Origin of the sequence: Pseudomonas sp. RIT-PI-o (assembly GCF_001297215.1) — a bacterium.
GTDB lineage: Bacteria > Pseudomonadota > Gammaproteobacteria > Pseudomonadales > Pseudomonadaceae > Aquipseudomonas > Aquipseudomonas moraviensis_A.
The window spans coordinates 114,555-131,226 of record NZ_LHPA01000011.1; the positions used below are offsets into that span (position 1 = coordinate 114,555).

Consider the following 16,672-nt stretch of genomic DNA (forward strand, 5'->3'; position numbering starts at 1 on the left):
GTTTCAGAGCACAGCTGTACTTAAATCGAGCTGCATCCTCAGGAAATACTCATCCCTGCCGACGATGCGCAGTCCTTTGCGCACATACAGTTTTTGCGCCGGGTTGTTATCGAACACCGTCAACCGCAGCGCCGGTCGTCTTGCCTGAAGGGCCATGCCGATAACCTGATCAATGGCCCAGGAACCGGCGCCCTGCCCTTGCCACGCCTGATCGATCTGCAATTCGCGGACGTACAGCGCCCGCGCATCCTGGCTCAGACTGAAAAACCCGATTGGGGTTTCGTCCCGAACAATCAACCAGCTGTCACGATAGTGCCAGCCTGCGTCGAACGCTTCGTCCTGCCACAACAGATCGTGGTCAATGTAATAGCGCAGCATGTTGCGACAGGTCAGGCCCCGCGCGAAATCCAGGTCATCATCGGTGGCATGCCGAATTCGGTAGCTCATTCAGCCCCTCCATAACCAGAAAAATTTACTCAACCCGAATCATTTGCCAGCGATAGCGGTTTTGCTCAACTGGTAATAGCATTTTCTGATTGCTGATGCGCACCAGCGTCGAGTAAGCTCGGCGCATTCAACGGAGAAAACCATGTTCAACGCCCTCGCACAGTCACGCATCGCCAGCGCCCCGCGCTCGATTGCGCCTGCCCGGGTGAATGACGTGTGCGCTCCTGGCAGTTTTTATTTTGGGTATTGGTTTAGCCACTGGCGCGCCTGATACCCAAACGGCGCCCATGAAAAACGGGTCGCCTACCAGAGATTTCTCAACCCCCGGTCGGCTTCCCGATCGGGGGTTTTGTTTTTTCAGGCCCAATATTTTCCAGCACCACACCAGACAATTCGAGGATTACATCATGAACTACGCCACTTATTACCGTTACGACAGCTTTAGCGCCTGGCGATTTACCAGCCTCCGCTCGGGACAGCCTGCCGCCTCCGATCGGTCACCCACAGGTGGCAAACATACACCCCTAGCCAGTACGGCCATTTGTCGAACACCCCAGTAGGGCCGATCGCGCGGGAAATACCCGCCATCCGCCCAGGAAGACCGAACATGAACTCTTCAGTTTCCGCTCTGCCGCTGTCCACACTCGATTCTGCCAACGAAGCACTGACCCTGCGTCTGCCCAGCTCGTTGCAACTCAAACAGCAATTTCCGCTCAGCCATTCCCTGCATCAGCAGGTCAATGCCCACCGCCAGGCGGTGCGCGCCATCCTCAACGGCGAAGACCCGCGCCTGCTGGTGATCGTTGGCCCCTGCTCTATCCATGACCCGCAATCAGCAATCGAATACGCTGCCAGACTCGCTCGCCTGGCCCAGGATGTGAGCGAGGAAATGCTGCTGGTCATGCGCGCCTACGTTGAAAAGCCGCGTACGACGGTCGGCTGGAAAGGCCTGGCCTACGATCCGCATCTGGACGGCACTGACGACATGGCTACAGGCCTGACGCTGTCCCGCGAACTCATGCTGGAAATGATCCGTCTCGGTCTGCCGGTGGCCACCGAGCTGCTACAACCCATGGCCGCTAACTACTTCGATGACCTGCTCAGCTGGGTGGCCATTGGTGCCCGCACCACCGAATCGCAGATTCACCGGGAAATGGCCAGCGGCCTGAACATGCCGGTGGGTTTCAAGAACGGCACCGACGGTGGCGCCGCCGTTGCTGTCGACGCCATGCGTTCGGCAGCCCATCCGCATCGGCACTTCGGCGTGGATAGCCAAGGGCATCCAGCGATCGTGCAGACCGCTGGCAACGCTGACACCCACATGGTGCTGCGCGGCGGCCATCAAGGGCCAAACTACGACGCGACCAGCGTGGCCAAGATCAGCGCCGAGCTCAGCCGACTGAAAATCCCGAGCCGCATCATGGTCGATTGCAGCCATGCCAACAGCGGCAAGGATCCACTGCGTCAGCCAGCAGTCTTCAACGACGTTCTTGAGCAGCGACTGCGTGGCGACCGCTCGCTGATCGGCATGATGCTGGAATCGCACCTCTTCGAAGGCTGCCAGCCGCTGAGCAATTCCCTGCGCTACGGCGTGTCGATCACCGATGGCTGCCTCGGCTTCGGCGCAACGGAACAATTGTTGACTGACGCGGCGCGACGCCTCGCGCAAACCCAACGTTGATCGCAACAGCCCTCCCGCTTACACAGAGCGTGGAGGGCTGCAGTTCGCAGGCTATGCCACTACATTGATCCGTCTCACCGCGGATTGCTGACTGACGTCATCCAGGCGTTCAACCGTGTAGCCAATTTCGACTGTTGTGCCGTGATGTTCACGCCAGAAACGGTGAGGGACGGTGAAACTCAGCGGTTGCCCGGCCATCTCCGGAGTGATTTCAAGGTCATCCCGGTGGCTGAAAAATTCGCCGTCAAGCTTGAGATAGACCAACTCATCCTCCTGCACTTGCGCGTCCTCAATGAGAATGGCAACCCCGTCTACCGAATCCTTCACTGACAACACGTCTTCAATCGCGCCGACAACATCCGGCGCAACCAGTTGCGCACGCGCCGCAGGCCCGATGAAAACCGTGGCGGGCTCTGACGTTCGAATGGTTGCGCAGGGTTGTTCGACACGGTAACCGACAACCACCTCGCCACCGCGATGGGCTTCGATGTAGCTGCCCGGCACCCAGAATGAAAGACTTTGGCCAACCGCATAGGCCTCCACCTTCAATGCATCGGTGAAAATCTCGGGCGAGGTATCTCCGTGCCAGGACAACATCACCCGGTCGCCCACGGACATTCGCGCGTAAGGCTGCAGCGTCACCAGCGTGCCTTCGGCAACGCGCAACGGCTCCAGCGCCCCGTTGACCGAGCCCTCTATCTGCGGCGCCAACAGCTGCGGACGGACATCCCCCACAGACAATTGCAAGCGAGCAGACTCCACGGGGCCGGGGACGCGTGGACTTTGCAGTGCCCAGTAGACCTGCAGCGAACCTCCGTCCAGCGCGGCCACATGCATGCCCTTGATGACGAAGATGACGTCTTTGCCCACCTGGGCCTGGCTGATAAACCGGATCCTCTCGTATTGATAGGCAAAACCTTCGATATCCAGCCCCTCCCAGTACAGCACCAACTGATCGCCACAGGTCATGTTGGCGTAGGGCGCGATCCGTACGACGATCCTGGTTAGCGAAGGGTCGAGGACGCTGCCCTCCAGACCGTCGATCGTCGGCGCGAACAGCGGTTCGGCAGACACTTGAGCCGCGACCGGCTGATGCATGCGCCAGCAAAACTCGATTTCATGGTGATTCATTTCGTCTCCACTCCATGGATAACGTGCCGCCCTGGATGACGACACCGACACCTACATTGAGGACTTCTTTGACTGTCCTGGCTGTCAGCCGCATACGTCGCGAAGCCGGCGTAATCGCTACTCGCAAAGTAGGCAAGTGGGGGCTTCGGGCTTTTATGCCGACAAACGACCCAATGAACTTCCGATTCGGATTTCACAGGTATCCGAAATTTCGTACGCCCCCTATTCCATTTTCAAACGCAACGTGAAGCCTCTTCGTACTTCTTCAACGAGATGAGTGTTTTAGAGTGGCCCGGTGATTTCCCGATGAACTTCTACGAAAAAGGTAAGAACATGCAACGGAATGCTACAACTCGTTATCCCATCCTGTTGGTCCACGGTCTGTTCGGGTTCGAGCGTATCGGTCATTTCGAGCTGTTCCATGACGTCAAGTCCGCGCTGAAATCGGCCGGCTGCCGATTGTTTGTTCCACACCTTTCGGCGACTCACAACAACGAAATGAGGGGTGAGCAATTGCTGTCACAGATTGCCTGTGTGCTGCGAGGCACAGGCGCGAAGAAAGTCAACCTGATCGGACACAGCCAAGGCGCACTCGCTGCACGCTACGCGGCGGCGCTTGCACCAAACGTCGTCGCGTCAGTCACCTCCGTCAGTGGTCCGAACCATGGCTCGGAGCTCGCCGACTTCCTGCGCAATGCGCTGATCCCGGGCAAGCTGCCGGAGGCCGTCGCACAAAACGTGGCGACACAGTTTGCCGATTTGTTGTCGCTACTCAGCGGTAATGTGGCACTGCCGCAGAATGCATTGGCCGCGCTCAACGCACTGACCACGGTCGGCGTCGGTCAATTCAATGACAGGTTTCCGCAGGGACTGCCGCAAACCTGGGGTGGCCACGGCCCCGGGCAGGTCAATGGGGTGCGCTATTACTCGTGGAGCGGGGTTGTCCCCCAATCGACGCTGCCAGCGCTGGATCCGGTTCAGGACATATGCCGGCGGCTGTCGCAATACTTCACCACCGAACCCCAGCAGAACGACGGTTTCGTCGGACGCTTCAGTACCCATCTGGGGCAAGTGATCCGCTCTGATTATCCAATGGATCATCTGGCCAGCCTGCGGCGTACCACTGGCGTAAACGGGCCATCACCCGATCCGATTGACCTGTATGTCGAACATGCACGGCGCCTGCGAGCGGCGGATCTCTGAATCGGTTCTGCCATCGAGAATGGAACTTTGCCGAGAATTCGCCCACTGATTCCGGTAGGCTCCACCTTTTATTGAAACAGTTCGGAGAATTCCCCATGGCTAAAGCCACTGCCCGCCACATCCTGGTTTCCAGCGAAGACAAGTGCAACGAACTCAAGGCTCAGATCGAAGCCGGCGCTGATTTCGCCGAAGTCGCCAAGACCAACTCCACCTGCCCGTCCAGCCGCCAGGGCGGTGATCTGGGTTCTTTCGGTCCTGGCCAGATGGTCAAGGAATTCGACACCGTGGTGTTCAGCGCGCCAATCAATGTCGTGCAAGGCCCGGTGAAGACCCAGTTCGGTTACCACCTGCTGGAAGTCACCAGCCGTCAGGACTGATTCGTCGTCCGATTGCGATAACGGCCCGCCTTCTGGTGGGCCGTTGTGTTTCAGTTACATATACGGCTGGCGAGTGACGCGCGGCTCGCGTACAACTTGCGCTTATCGATTTTCCGTTCCAAGGCTGACGATGCGACTGGTTTTTCCCACACTGCTGTTCACCGCCCTCGCCCTGCTCACGGGTGCCGCCGGTGTCAACGCTGCGCCGCAACACGCGTTGACCGTTTACGGTGAACCGGCCAAATACCCCGACGGCTTCAGCCATTTCGACTACACCAATCCGCAAGCGCCGAAGGGCGGGACGATGCGTCGCTCGGCGATCGAAATCGGTCACTTCGACCATTTGCTGCCTTATATAGACAAAGGCATCGGTGTCACACAGATCGACGGGCTCCTTTATTCTCCATTGGCGCAACGCTCGCTCGATGAGCCTTACACCGTCTATGGTCTGGTCGCGGAGAAAATGGAGCGTTCGGACGACGGGCTGTCGCTGCGTTTCTTTATCAATCCCAAGGCGCGCTTTGCCGATGGCAAACAGATCACCGCCGAAGACGTTCGCTATACCTACAACCTGCTGATGACCCAGGGCAGCCTGCGTTATCGCACCCAGTTCGCCGACGTCAAGGACGTCGAAATCGAAGCGCCGCTGACCGTGCGCTTCGACTTCAAAAGCAACGAAAACCGCACCCTGCCGCTGGATATCGCGACCCTGCCGGTGTTCCCCGAACATTGGTGGAAGAGTCGCGATTTCGCTGGCGGCGGTGGCTATGAACCGCCACTGGGCAGCGGGCCGTACCGGGTCGGCAAAGTCGATTCCGGGCGCAGCATTACCTTCGAACGCAATGGCGACTGGTGGGGCAAGGACCTGCCGGTGAGTCGCGGCCTGTACAACTTCGACCATTTCAGCATCGAGTACTTCGGCGATACCGACGTCGCCCGCCAGGTGTTGCGTGGCGGCGCCTATGACTACAACCGCGAATTTTCCGCGACCGGCTACTCGATCGGCTACGACAGCCCAGCTCTCAGCGATGGCCGTTTGCAGAAAGCCCACCTCGCCACCGAAGCGCCGCAGTCGGCTCAGGGCTTCGTGTTCAATCTGCAAAAACCGATGTTCCAGGACCGTCGTGTGCGCCAGGCACTGGCGATGCTCTGGGATTTCGAATGGAGCAACCGGCAGATGATGCGCAACGTCTATATCCGCCAGCAGAGCTACTTTTCCAATACCGATCTCGCCGCCCGGCAGTTGCCCGATGCGCAGGAATTGAAAATCCTTGAACCGCTGCGCGGCCAGGTACCTGAGGAAGTTTTCAGCAAAGTCTTCGAAGCACCGAAGACCGATGGCAGCGGCATCATCCGCGACAAGCAACTGCAAGCGCTCGATCTGCTCGAACAGGCCGGCTGGAAACCGGACGGCGACCAACTGGTGAACAGCGCCGGCGAGCCGTTGAGCTTCACCTTTCTGGTCAGCCAGAACGGTATGGATCGCCTGCTGCTGCCCTACAAGCGCACCCTGAAACAGATCGGCATCGTACTCAATATCCGCCGCATCGACGCCTCGCAGTACGTCAACCGCCTGATGAGCCGCGACTACGACATGATCGTTACCGGCTATCCCGTCACCACCTCCCCCGGCGGCGAGCTGCTCAACTATTTCGGTTCGGCGGCAGCCAACGATCCGGGCGCGAACAATTACATGGTGCTGAAAAACCCGGCGGTTGACACCTTGATCAACGGCCTGATCCGCGCCTCGACCCAATCGGACATGCTGCATTACGCCCATGCACTGGACCGGGTGCTGCAATGGAATTACTACTGGATTCCCAACTATTACCCGCCAGGCACCTCGACCGTCTGGTGGAACCGCTTCGGCATTCCGACAGTGCAGGCGAGCAATGACGAAGCCATCGAGAGCTGGTGGGAAATCAGTCGGACACCGCTGACCAATCAACAAATGACCGCTGAGAAAATCAGCCGCAGCAGACCCGGAGGGCCGCACTGATGTGGGGTTACATACTGCGGCGCCTGCTGCTGATCATTCCGACGCTGGTGATCATCCTGCTGGTCAATTTCGTGATCATTCAGGCCGCGCCCGGCGGACCGGTGGAACAAGCCATCGCCCATCTGCAAGGCATCGGCGGTGCCAGTGTCGGCGGCGGAGCCAGCGAGACATCGAGCAACGCTTCGCGCGCCAGCCGTGGCCTGGATCCGCAACTGATCAAGGACATCGAAAAACAGTACGGCTTCGACAAGCCTGCCCACGAACGCCTGTGGCTGATGCTGAAAAACTATGCGCAGCTGGATTTCGGCAAGAGCTTCTTTCGCGGCGCGACGGTCACCGACCTGATTCTGGAAAAAATGCCGGTCACCATCTCATTGGGTTTATGGGCGACGCTGATCACCTATCTGGTGTCGATCCCGCTGGGCATCCGCAAGGCCGTGCACCACGGCAGCCATTTCGATATCTGGAGCAGCACAGCGATCATCATTGGCTATGCGATGCCAGCGTTTCTGTTCGCGATGTTCCTGATCGTGGTATTTGCCGGCGGCACTTCGCTGAACTGGTTTCCGGTGCGCGGACTGGTTTCGGACAACTTCGAATCGCTGTCGACGCTGGGCAAGATCGCCGATTACTTCTGGCATCTGGTGTTGCCGGTCACCGCGCTGGTGATCGGCGGGTTCGCCACCCTGACCATCCTGACGAAAAACTCGTTCCTCAATGAGATCACCCGGCAGTACGTGGTCACCGCCCGGGCCAAGGGCTTGAGCGAACGCCGTGTGCTGTACGGACATGTGTTCCGCAACGCCATGCTGCTGGTGGTGTCCGGGATTCCTCAGGCATTCATCAGCGTATTCTTCGCCGGCTCCCTGCTGATCGAAGTGATCTTCTCCCTCGACGGCCTTGGGCGCATGAGCTACGAAGCGGCGGTTTCCCGGGACTATCCGGGGGGGTTCGGCTCGCTGTTCATCTTCACCCTGTTCGGTCTGCTGATAAAACTGCTCGGCGACCTGTGCTACACCCTGGTCGACCCGCGTATCGACTTCGCCGCGAGGAACGCCTGATGCTCACGCTCTCGCCTTTGGGGCGCCGCCGTTTCGAACGTTTCAAGAAAAACCGTCGCGGCTGGTGGTCGCTGTGGTTGTTCATCGGCCTGTTCATGCTGACGCTGGGCGGCGAATTGATCGCCAACGACAAGCCGCTGATGGTCAGTTATCAGGGACAGTGGTACTTCCCGGTGCTCAAGCGCCACACCGAGCAGGAATTCGGCGGGCAACTGCCCTTCCAGGCTGATTATCGCAGCGAGTACGTGCAGAACCTGATCCGCAAGGACGGCGGCTGGTTATTGTTCCCGCCGATTCCGTTCAGCGACGACACGCCCAACTACGACTTGAACAAACCGGCGCCAAGCCCACCAACGTCGGTCAACTGGCTGGGCACCGACGATCAGGCCCGGGATGTGCTGGCGCGGGTCATTTTTGGCGCTCGGGTGTCGATCCTGTTTGCGTTGATGCTGACCTTCGTCAGTGCGCTGATCGGCATCGCTGCAGGCGCGTTGCAGGGCTATTACGGTGGCTGGGTCGATCTGCTCGGGCAGCGCGTACTGGAAGTCTGGTCGGGACTGCCAGTGCTGTATCTGCTGATCATTCTTTCCGGTTTCGTCGAGCCGAATTTCTGGTGGCTGCTGGGGATCATGGCGCTGTTTTCCTGGCTGGCCCTGGTGGACGTGGTGCGCGCCGAGTTCCTGCGCGGGCGCAATCTGGAATACGTCAAAGCCGCGCGCGCCCTGGGTCTGACTGACCGCAAGGTGATCTTCCGGCACATCCTGCCCAACGCGATGAACGCGACGCTGAGCTACCTGCCGTTCATTCTGACCGGGGCCATCTCGACGCTGACCGCGCTGGATTTCCTCGGCTTCGGCATGCCGGCCGGCAGTGCTTCGCTGGGCGAGCTGATCGGTCAGGGCAAGCAAAACCTGCAAGCGCCATGGCTTGGCTTGACCGCGTTCTTCACCCTGGCGCTGATCCTTTCATTACTGGTATTCATCGGCGAAGCGTTGCGTGACGCTTTTGACCCTCGATCCTGAAGCGTGACCATGACTGACAACCTGATTGAAATCCGCAACCTCAATGTCGCCTTCCATGGCCAGACGGTGGTGCGTGACCTGTGCCTGGATATCCGCCCCGGTGAATGCCTGGCACTCGTCGGCGAATCGGGTTCGGGGAAATCGGTGACGGCGCATTCGATCCTGCAACTGCTGCCCGACACTGAGGCGCAATCGCGCGGCAGCATCCGCTATCGAGGGCAGGAGCTGCTGGGCGCCGATCCGAAAGTCTTGCGAGAACTGCGCGGCAATCGCATCGCCATGATCTTTCAGGAGCCGATGACCTCGCTCAATCCATTGCACACCATCGAAAAGCAGATCGGCGAAACCCTGCTGCTGCACCGTGGCCTGGGCGGCAAGCAAGCGCAGCAGCGCATTCTCGAACTGCTCGGACTGGTCGGCATCCAGAAGCCCCGGGAACGGCTGAAGGCCTATCCGCATCAACTCTCTGGCGGGCAACGGCAGAGGGTGATGATCGCCATGGCGCTAGCCTGCGAACCGGAGTTGTTGATTGCTGACGAACCGACCACGGCACTGGACGTCACCGTGCAGCGCAAGATTCTCTTGCTGCTCAAATCCCTGCAACAGCGCTTGGGCATGTCGCTGCTGCTGATCAGCCACGATCTCAATCTGGTACGCAGCATTGCTCAGCGCGTCTGTGTGATGAAGGCCGGCGAGATTGTCGAGCAGGCGCCCTGCGAAACCCTGTTCACCGAGCCGAAACACCCTTACAGCTGCGTGCTGTTGAACGCGGAGCCCGAAGGTGAAGCCCTGCCCCGTGACGAGCGTGAAAACGTGCTGGAAGTGGCAGACCTGCGCGTCGATTTTCAGGTCGCTGGCGGACTGTTCCAGCGCAAGCAGTATTTGCGCGCAGTTGACGGCATCAGTTTGAACATTCAGCGCGGCAAGACCCTGGGCATCGTTGGCGAATCTGGTTCGGGCAAGTCGACGCTGGGTCAGGCGATCCTGCGTTTGCTCGACTCCGAGGGCAGCATTCGCTTTCAGGGCGCAGCGCTCGACGGCCTCAATCAAAAGCAACTGCGACCGTGGCGGCGGCAAATGCAGGTGGTGTTTCAGGACCCGTTTGGCAGCCTCAGCCCGCGCATGTCGGTGGCGCAGATCATCAGCGAAGGTCTGGAGGTGCATTGCGAATCGACGGCTAACGAATGCGACGAGCAAGTGATTCGCGTGCTCAGGGAAGTCGGCCTCGACCCGGAAAGCCGCCATCGCTACCCGCATGAATTCTCCGGCGGCCAGCGTCAGCGCATCGCCATCGCGCGGGCGCTGGTGCTGAAACCGGCGCTGATCCTGCTCGATGAGCCGACTTCGGCACTCGATCGCACGGTGCAGAAACAAGTGGTCGCCCTGCTCCGTGACCTGCAGGAAAAACACGGTTTGACTTATCTGTTCATCAGCCACGATCTTGCGGTAGTGCGCGCGCTGGCCCACGACATGATTGTGATCAAGGACGGCAAAGTGGTCGAGCGTGGCGCCAGTCATGAGGTATTCGACAACCCCCAGCATCCGTACACCAAAGAGCTGTTGGCGGCGGCGCATCCGGGGTAGGTTTTTTCTGTTAATCCGCGGCGCGGCATTCGCGAGCAGGCTCACTCCTACAATTGGAATGCGTTCCCCCTGTAGGAGTGAGCCTGCTCGCGATGAAGCCTCAACAGGCGAAATATTTTCAGGACCTTGCAGATGAACACCACCGAAAGCCTCAAGGACTATCAACGGGTTCGCACTCTGGCGATCCGTTCGCTGTTCGAGATCATCGAGCAGTCCAGTGAAGGCACGGTGATTGTCGATCGCGATGCGAACATCGTCTGGATGAATGAGCGCTACGCCCGGCGCTTTGGTCTTGAATCTGCGGCAGGCGCCATCGGCAAACCCTGCGAAAGCGTGATCCCCGGCAGCCTGCTGCGCGAAGTGGTGCGCACCGGTCGCCCCATTCTGCTGGACATGCAGGACACACCGAAGGAACCGCTGGTGGTGATGCGCCTGCCCATCCATGACGACGCCGGCAGTGTGATCGGCGCCATCGGTTTTGCCCTGTTCGACGAATTGCGCACGCTGTCGCCGATGCTCAAGCGCTACCTGAGCATGCAGGAAGAACTGGCCTCGACCCGCTCGCTGCTGCGCGCGCGGCAGACCAAATACAACTTCGCCCATTTCATCGGCACCAGCGCTGCCAGCCTCGAAGTCAAACGCCGCGCCCGGCGCAGTGCCAGCGCTGATTCGCCGGTGTTGCTGCTCGGCGAAACCGGCACCGGCAAGGAATTGCTTGCGCAAGCCATTCACAGCGCCTCGCCACGGGCGCACAAAGCCTTCGTCAGCATCAACAGCGCGGCCATTCCGGAGGCTTTGCTCGAGGCCGAATTCTTCGGCACGGCACCGGGCGCGTTTACCGGTGCTGATCGCAAGGGCCGTACCGGCAAATTGCAGATCGCTCAGGGCGGCACGCTGTTTCTCGACGAGATCGGCGATATGCCGCTGCCGCTGCAAAGCAAACTGCTGCGGGTTTTGCAGGAAAAGGAATTCGAACCGGTCGGCTCCAATGAAGTGATTCAGAGCGATGTGCGGGTGATCGCCGCGACTTCGACAGATTTGCAGGCGGCGATCAAGCGTGGCGAATTTCGCGCCGATTTGTACTACCGCCTCAACGTCCTGCCAATCCAGGTGCCGCCGCTGCGTGAGCGGCTTGATGACCTGCCCGCGCTGAGCGAGGCGATTCTGGAGGAGCTGCGCAGCCAGCATGAGTTGCACCGCGATGCGCTGGCGCTGCTCGGCCAGCATGCGTGGCCGGGCAACATTCGCGAGTTGCGCAATGTGCTTGAACGGGCGGCGCTGCTCAGTGATGACTTACTGCTGACCGAGCAGGATATTCGCGGGGCGATTGGGTCGTTCACCCCGGTTGAGCGCACGGCCGATCCGGGCGTACAAGCCGCCGTAGGTGAGACATTCGCCCAGGCGCGAGCGCGTTTTGATCGGCAGTTGATTGAGTCGGCCCTGGCGCAATGCGCGGGTAAAGTGCCGGAGGCTGCAGCTCGGTTGGGGTTGGGGCGGTCGACGCTGTACAAGAAAATGCTGGCGTTGGGAATCGTTTGAGTCTCGCTAAAGAGACAGCAATCTCTTTTTTTAGACAGGTTTTTCAAGATCAAAAGATCGCACCCTTCGGCAGCTCCTACAGGGTAAATACGACCTTCCGTGTAGGAGCTGCCGAAGGCTGCGATCTTCTATCGGTCTCAGAATAGAGACAAATTACTCAAGATGCTGACCTTGCCGTAGAGAATATTCATAGATATCAATCGGTTAGGGTTTTGGCACAGTAATCGCTACAGCCTCTCCACCCGTTCCACCCATAAAAACAACAATCCTGGAGAGACACACCATGAGTGTGATCATTGCCATGGCAGCGCTGACGCTGCTGATGCTCGCCGCCTACCGTGGCTACAGCGTTATCCTCTTCGCCCCGATCGCTGCCCTCGGCGCGGTTCTGCTCACCGATCCATCCGCCGTCGCGCCCGCGTTTACCGGGGTGTTCATGGACAAGATGGTCGGTTTCATCAAGCTCTACTTTCCCGTTTTCCTGCTTGGCGCAGTGTTTGGCAAGCTGATCGAACTGTCCGGCTTCTCGCGGTCGATTGTCGCCGCCGCGATTCGCTTGCTTGGCACCCGGCAAGCGATGCTGGTGATCGTGCTGGTTTGCGCCCTGCTGACTTACGGCGGCGTGTCGTTATTTGTCGTGGTGTTTGCGGTGTACCCGTTCGCCGCCGAGATGTTTCGCCAAAGCAATATTCCCAAGCGTTTGATCCCGGCGACCATCGCGCTCGGTGCGTTCTCGTTCACCATGGACGCCCTGCCCGGCACGCCGCAGATCCAGAACATCATCCCCAGCACGTTTTTCAATACCACCGCATGGGCGGCGCCGTGGCTGGGCGTGATCGGCACGATATTCGTGTTCTGCGCCGGCATGCTGTTTTTGCAGCGCCAGCGCAACAAGGCGCAGCGTGCCGGTGAAGGCTATGGCACCGAACTGCGCAACGAACCGGAAACCGCTGAAGACCTCCAGCTGCCGAACCCGTGGATCGCGCTGTCGCCATTGCTGGCGGTCGGGATCATGAACCTGCTGTTCACCCAGTGGATTCCGCAGTGGTATGGCAAGACCCACAGCCTCGCGCTGCCGGGCATGGCCGCGCCAGTCACGACCGAGATCGCCAAGCTCACGGCGATCTGGGCGGTGCAGGCTGCGTTGCTGGTCGGCATTCTCATGGTATTGGCATTCGGCTTTCAGGCGATTCGCAGCAAGCTTGCCGAAGGCAGCAAAAGCGCGGTCAGCGGTGCATTGCTGGCGGCGATGAACACCGCGTCCGAATACGGTTTTGGTGCGGTCATCGCCTCACTGCCCGGCTTTCTGGTGTTGGCCGACTGGCTCAAGCAGATCCCCAATCCACTGGTCAACGAAGCCATCACCGTGACGCTGCTCGCCGGCATCACCGGTTCGGCTTCGGGCGGCATGAGCATTGCGCTGGCGGCGATGTCCGAGCAGTTCATCAGTGCGGCGCATGCGGCGAATATTCCGCTGGAAGTGCTGCACCGCGTGGCCGCGATGGCCAGTGGCGGCATGGACACCCTGCCGCACAACGGCGCGGTGATCACGCTGCTGGCGGTGACCGGGCTGACCCACCGTGAAGCCTATAAAGACATTTTCTGTATTACGCTGATCAAGACCCTGGCGGTTTTCGTGGTGATCGGCACTTTCTACGCCACTGGCATTGTGTGAGGTATTCATGACCACTCTTTCCGGCAAGACAGCGCTGGTAACCGGCTCCACCAGCGGCATCGGCCTGGGCATCGCGCTGAGCCTGGCGCAGGCCGGCGCCAACCTGATTCTCAATGGTTTCGGCGACGCCTCGAAGGTGATTGCCGAGGTCGCCCGGTTCGGCGGCAAGGTCGGCCATCATCCCGCCGATGTCAGCGACCCGGCGCAGATTGCCGACATGATCGCTTACGCCGAGCGTGAGTTTGGCGGCGTCGACATTCTGGTCAACAACGCAGGTATTCAACACGTGGCGGCGGTGGAAGAATTTCCAGTCGAGCGCTGGGATTCGATCATCGCGATCAACCTGTCATCGGTGTTTCACAGCACTCGCTTGAGCTTGCCGGGCATGCGCGAGAAAAACTGGGGACGGATCATCAATATCGCGTCGGTGCATGGCCAGGTCGGCTCCACCGGCAAAGCCGCGTATGTCGCAGCCAAACATGGTGTGATCGGCCTGACCAAAGTGGTGGGGCTGGAAACCGCGACCAGCCATGTCACCTGCAACGCGATCTGTCCGGGCTGGGTGTTGACGCCGCTGGTGCAGAAGCAGATCGATGATCGTGCGGCCAAGGGCGTCGATCCGCAGCAGGCGCAGCATGACCTGCTCGCCGAGAAACAGCCTTCGCTGGAGTTCGTTACGCCGGAGCATCTGGGTGAGCTGGTACTGTTTTTGTGCAGCGAGGCTGGCAGCCAGGTGCGCGGGGCGGCGTGGAATATTGATGGCGGCTGGTTGGCGCAATAATCCTGCCCGCTCCTGTAGGAGTGAGCCTGCTCGCGATAGCGGTAAATCAGACACAGTTCGGGATTCTGACACAACGCTTTCGCGAGCAGGCTCGCTCCCACAGGAGATGATTTCCGTGGCCTGTACGAATCAGATAAGAAGAGCCAACCCATGTCCGACATCCTCTGGCAACCCGACCCGCAGCGTATCGCCCGTTCGCGTATGGACGTGTTTCGGCGCGAGATCAATCAGCGGCATTCGCTGCAGCTCGATGACTACCCTGCCCTGCACCAATGGAGCATCGAGCAGCGCGGCGATTTCTGGCAGGCGATCGTCGATTTCTTCGACATCCGCTTCCATACCCGACCCGACGCCGTTTTCCACGAAGGTGCGCAGATGCCCAGCGCCGAGTGGTTTCCCGGCGCGACGCTGAACTTCGCCGAACACCTGCTGCGCCGTCGCGACGATGCCGTGGCGGTGGTCGCCGTTGCGGAAAATGGCCAGCGCGAGCAACTGACCTGGGCCGAACTGGCCGAACACGTGGCAAGCTTCCAGGCCAGCCTGCGCGCGGTGGGCATTGGATACGGCGATTGCGTCGCCGCGTGCATGCCCAACACCTGGCAAACACTGGTGGCGATGCTGGCCACTACCAGCCTTGGCGCGATCTGGTCGTGCTCGTCACCAGACTTTGGTACCCACGGCGTGATCGATCGCTTTGGCCAGATCGAACCGAAACTGCTACTCACCTGCGCGGATTATCAATACGCCGGAAAAACCCTCGATCAGACCGCAAAGCTCAACGAAATCCTGGCGCAACTGCCGTCGCTGCAGCAGTTGATCATCGTGCCGTACGCCCGTCCGCAAGCCCGCATCGACGACTACCAGACCGACGCCGAAGTCACTCTGTGGCAAGACTTCTACGAACCGGGTGGCGAGCCGGATTTCACCCCGGTGCCGTTCAACCATCCGCTCTACGTGCTGTACTCCAGCGGCACCACTGGTGTGCCGAAATGCATCGTCCACAGCACCGGCGGCGTGCTGCTGCAACTCGTCAAGGAGCATGGTTTGCACTGCGACCTCGGTCCTGGTGATCGCTTGTTCTACTACACGACCTGCGGCTGGATGATGTGGAACTGGCTGGTCTCGGCACTCGCGGTGGGCAGCGCCGTGGTGCTCTACGACGGCTCGCCGTTCCACCCGGACCCTCAGCGTCTGCTCGACCTGATCGACGACGAGCGCATCAGCGTGTTTGGCACCAGTCCCAAGTTCCTCGCCACATTGGAAAGCGGCGGCGCCAGACCCCGTGAAAGTCATGACTTGAGCAGCTTGAAAACACTGCTGTGTACGGGCTCGGCGCTGTCGCCGCAAAGCTACGATTTCGTTTATCGCGACTTCAAAACCGACGTATGTCTGGCGTCGATGTCCGGTGGAACGGACATCGTTTCCTGCTTCGTCAACGGCAATCCGCTGTCACCGGTCCGCCGCGGAGAAATCATGGGCAAGAGCCTGGGAATGGCCGTCGAGGTGTGGAACGACGCTGGTCAGCCGGTGATCGGTGAAAAAGGTGAACTGGTCTGCACCCGGCATTTTCCGGCGATGCCGATCGGGTTGTGGAATGATCCTGACGGCACAAAACTGCGCCAGTCCTATTTCAGTCTCTTTCCCGGCTTCTGGGCGCAGGGTGACTACGCCGAACAATTGCCCCATGGCGCAATGATGATCCATGGCCGCTCGGACGCGGTGCTGAATCCGGGTGGCGTGCGCATCGGTACAGCGGAAATCTATCGTCAGGTCGAGAAGATCACCGAAGTACAGGACAGCGTCGCCATCGGTCAGCAGTGGCAGGATGATGTGCGGGTTGTGCTGTTTGTCAGGTTGCGCGAAGGGCTGGAACTGGATGAAGCACTGGAGCAGCGCATCCGTCAGGTGATCCGCGCCAACACCTCCCCAAGGCATGTACCGGCGAAAATTGTGGCGGTGACAGACATTCCACGCACCATCAGCGGCAAGGTCGTGGAACTGGCTGTGCGCGAGATGGTGCATGGGCGACCGGTAAAAAATACCGATGCGCTGGCCAATCCCGAAGCGCTGGAGCAGTTTCGGGATCGGTGGGAGCTTGAGCAGTGAATATTGCAAAGGTCAAGGTGACCATTCGCGAGCCAAAGGCTAAAAGCCCGGGAATGGTCTGGACGT

General features: G+C 59.8%; 14 protein-coding genes. 12 read left to right on the forward strand and 2 right to left on the reverse strand.

Annotation, left to right across the window (positions count from 1 at the left end; all coding sequences use genetic code 11):
- Nucleotides 1–3: 3 nt before the first annotated feature.
- Nucleotides 4–447, reverse strand: coding sequence for a GNAT family N-acetyltransferase (locus AEQ63_RS03230; protein ID WP_064361754.1), 444 nt, complete (start codon nucleotides 445–447; stop codon nucleotides 4–6).
- 142 nt (nucleotides 448–589) lie between these two features.
- Here AEQ63_RS03230 and AEQ63_RS29070 point away from each other — a divergent pair, with 142 nt between their 5' ends.
- Together AEQ63_RS29070 and AEQ63_RS03235 are read left to right on the forward strand one after the other, a co-directional pair.
- Nucleotides 590–718, forward strand: coding sequence for a hypothetical protein (locus tag AEQ63_RS29070; RefSeq protein WP_256590070.1), 129 nt, complete (start codon nucleotides 590–592; stop codon nucleotides 716–718).
- A 336-nt stretch (nucleotides 719–1,054) separates the two neighbouring features.
- Complete coding sequence (locus AEQ63_RS03235; RefSeq protein ID WP_064361755.1) at nucleotides 1,055–2,128, forward strand: 3-deoxy-7-phosphoheptulonate synthase; 1,074 nt, start codon at nucleotides 1,055–1,057, stop codon at nucleotides 2,126–2,128.
- A gap of 51 nt (nucleotides 2,129–2,179) precedes the next feature.
- On the opposite strand, the gene AEQ63_RS03240 is transcribed toward AEQ63_RS03235, so the two are convergent.
- Entirely contained in the window at nucleotides 2,180–3,259 is a 1,080-nt protein-coding gene (locus tag AEQ63_RS03240) for a hypothetical protein (RefSeq protein ID WP_064361756.1), read from the reverse strand.
- Between the two features lie 333 nt (nucleotides 3,260–3,592).
- Between AEQ63_RS03240 and AEQ63_RS03245 the strand changes: the two genes are divergently transcribed.
- The 10 genes from AEQ63_RS03245 (at nucleotide 3,593) to AEQ63_RS03290 (ending at nucleotide 16,606) form a co-directional block, all read left to right on the forward strand.
- Complete coding sequence (locus tag AEQ63_RS03245) at nucleotides 3,593–4,462, forward strand: esterase/lipase family protein (protein ID WP_064362039.1); 870 nt, start codon at nucleotides 3,593–3,595, stop codon at nucleotides 4,460–4,462.
- A 95-nt stretch (nucleotides 4,463–4,557) separates the two neighbouring features.
- Nucleotides 4,558–4,839, forward strand: a complete 282-nt coding sequence (locus AEQ63_RS03250; RefSeq protein ID WP_042610373.1) for a peptidylprolyl isomerase — start codon at nucleotides 4,558–4,560, stop codon at nucleotides 4,837–4,839.
- Between the two features lie 130 nt (nucleotides 4,840–4,969).
- On the forward strand, nucleotides 4,970–6,838 hold the full coding sequence (locus tag AEQ63_RS03255; protein WP_064361757.1) for an extracellular solute-binding protein: 1,869 nt from the start codon (nucleotides 4,970–4,972) through the stop codon (nucleotides 6,836–6,838).
- Nucleotides 6,838–7,899 (forward strand): microcin C ABC transporter permease YejB, encoded by a 1,062-nt coding sequence (locus AEQ63_RS03260; protein WP_064361758.1) that lies wholly within the window; start codon nucleotides 6,838–6,840, stop codon nucleotides 7,897–7,899. Before AEQ63_RS03255 ends, AEQ63_RS03260 begins: the two co-directional genes overlap by 1 nt.
- Nucleotides 7,899–8,921 (forward strand): ABC transporter permease, encoded by a 1,023-nt coding sequence (locus AEQ63_RS03265; RefSeq protein ID WP_064361759.1) that lies wholly within the window; start codon nucleotides 7,899–7,901, stop codon nucleotides 8,919–8,921. The genes AEQ63_RS03260 and AEQ63_RS03265 overlap by 1 nt, the downstream gene beginning before the upstream one ends.
- Before the next feature lie 9 nt (nucleotides 8,922–8,930).
- The gene (locus AEQ63_RS03270) at nucleotides 8,931–10,505 is read left to right on the forward strand and encodes an ABC transporter ATP-binding protein (RefSeq protein ID WP_064361760.1); all 1,575 of its coding nucleotides are present in this window, start codon (nucleotides 8,931–8,933) and stop codon (nucleotides 10,503–10,505) included.
- A 132-nt stretch (nucleotides 10,506–10,637) separates the two neighbouring features.
- Nucleotides 10,638–12,044, forward strand: a complete 1,407-nt coding sequence (locus tag AEQ63_RS03275) for a sigma-54 interaction domain-containing protein (RefSeq protein ID WP_042610368.1) — start codon at nucleotides 10,638–10,640, stop codon at nucleotides 12,042–12,044.
- A gap of 283 nt (nucleotides 12,045–12,327) precedes the next feature.
- Nucleotides 12,328–13,719, forward strand: a complete 1,392-nt coding sequence (locus tag AEQ63_RS03280) for a GntP family permease (protein ID WP_064361761.1) — start codon at nucleotides 12,328–12,330, stop codon at nucleotides 13,717–13,719.
- Between the two features lie 7 nt (nucleotides 13,720–13,726).
- On the forward strand, nucleotides 13,727–14,500 hold the full coding sequence (hbdH, locus tag AEQ63_RS03285; protein ID WP_064361762.1) for a 3-hydroxybutyrate dehydrogenase: 774 nt from the start codon (nucleotides 13,727–13,729) through the stop codon (nucleotides 14,498–14,500).
- A 150-nt stretch (nucleotides 14,501–14,650) separates the two neighbouring features.
- The gene (locus tag AEQ63_RS03290; RefSeq protein WP_064361763.1) at nucleotides 14,651–16,606 is read left to right on the forward strand and encodes an acetoacetate--CoA ligase; all 1,956 of its coding nucleotides are present in this window, start codon (nucleotides 14,651–14,653) and stop codon (nucleotides 16,604–16,606) included.
- Nucleotides 16,607–16,672 lie beyond the last annotated feature (66 nt).

What these genes read in the sequence shown, in the direction of transcription:
- AEQ63_RS03230 (WP_064361754.1), bottom strand. Translation starts at nt 447, where the DNA reads ATGAGCTACCGAATTCGGCATGCCACCGATGATGACCTGGATTTCGCG.
- AEQ63_RS29070 (WP_256590070.1), top strand. Translation starts at nt 590, where the DNA reads ATGTTCAACGCCCTCGCACAGTCACGCATCGCCAGCGCCCCGCGCTCG.
- AEQ63_RS03235 (WP_064361755.1), top strand. Translation starts at nt 1,055, where the DNA reads ATGAACTCTTCAGTTTCCGCTCTGCCGCTGTCCACACTCGATTCTGCC.
- AEQ63_RS03240 (WP_064361756.1), bottom strand. Translation starts at nt 3,259, where the DNA reads ATGAATCACCATGAAATCGAGTTTTGCTGGCGCATGCATCAGCCGGTC.
- AEQ63_RS03245 (WP_064362039.1), top strand. Translation starts at nt 3,593, where the DNA reads ATGCAACGGAATGCTACAACTCGTTATCCCATCCTGTTGGTCCACGGT.
- AEQ63_RS03250 (WP_042610373.1), top strand. Translation starts at nt 4,558, where the DNA reads ATGGCTAAAGCCACTGCCCGCCACATCCTGGTTTCCAGCGAAGACAAG.
- AEQ63_RS03255 (WP_064361757.1), top strand. Translation starts at nt 4,970, where the DNA reads ATGCGACTGGTTTTTCCCACACTGCTGTTCACCGCCCTCGCCCTGCTC.
- AEQ63_RS03260 (WP_064361758.1), top strand. Translation starts at nt 6,838, where the DNA reads ATGTGGGGTTACATACTGCGGCGCCTGCTGCTGATCATTCCGACGCTG.
- AEQ63_RS03265 (WP_064361759.1), top strand. Translation starts at nt 7,899, where the DNA reads ATGCTCACGCTCTCGCCTTTGGGGCGCCGCCGTTTCGAACGTTTCAAG.
- AEQ63_RS03270 (WP_064361760.1), top strand. Translation starts at nt 8,931, where the DNA reads ATGACTGACAACCTGATTGAAATCCGCAACCTCAATGTCGCCTTCCAT.
- AEQ63_RS03275 (WP_042610368.1), top strand. Translation starts at nt 10,638, where the DNA reads ATGAACACCACCGAAAGCCTCAAGGACTATCAACGGGTTCGCACTCTG.
- AEQ63_RS03280 (WP_064361761.1), top strand. Translation starts at nt 12,328, where the DNA reads ATGAGTGTGATCATTGCCATGGCAGCGCTGACGCTGCTGATGCTCGCC.
- hbdH (WP_064361762.1), top strand. Translation starts at nt 13,727, where the DNA reads ATGACCACTCTTTCCGGCAAGACAGCGCTGGTAACCGGCTCCACCAGC.
- AEQ63_RS03290 (WP_064361763.1), top strand. Translation starts at nt 14,651, where the DNA reads ATGTCCGACATCCTCTGGCAACCCGACCCGCAGCGTATCGCCCGTTCG.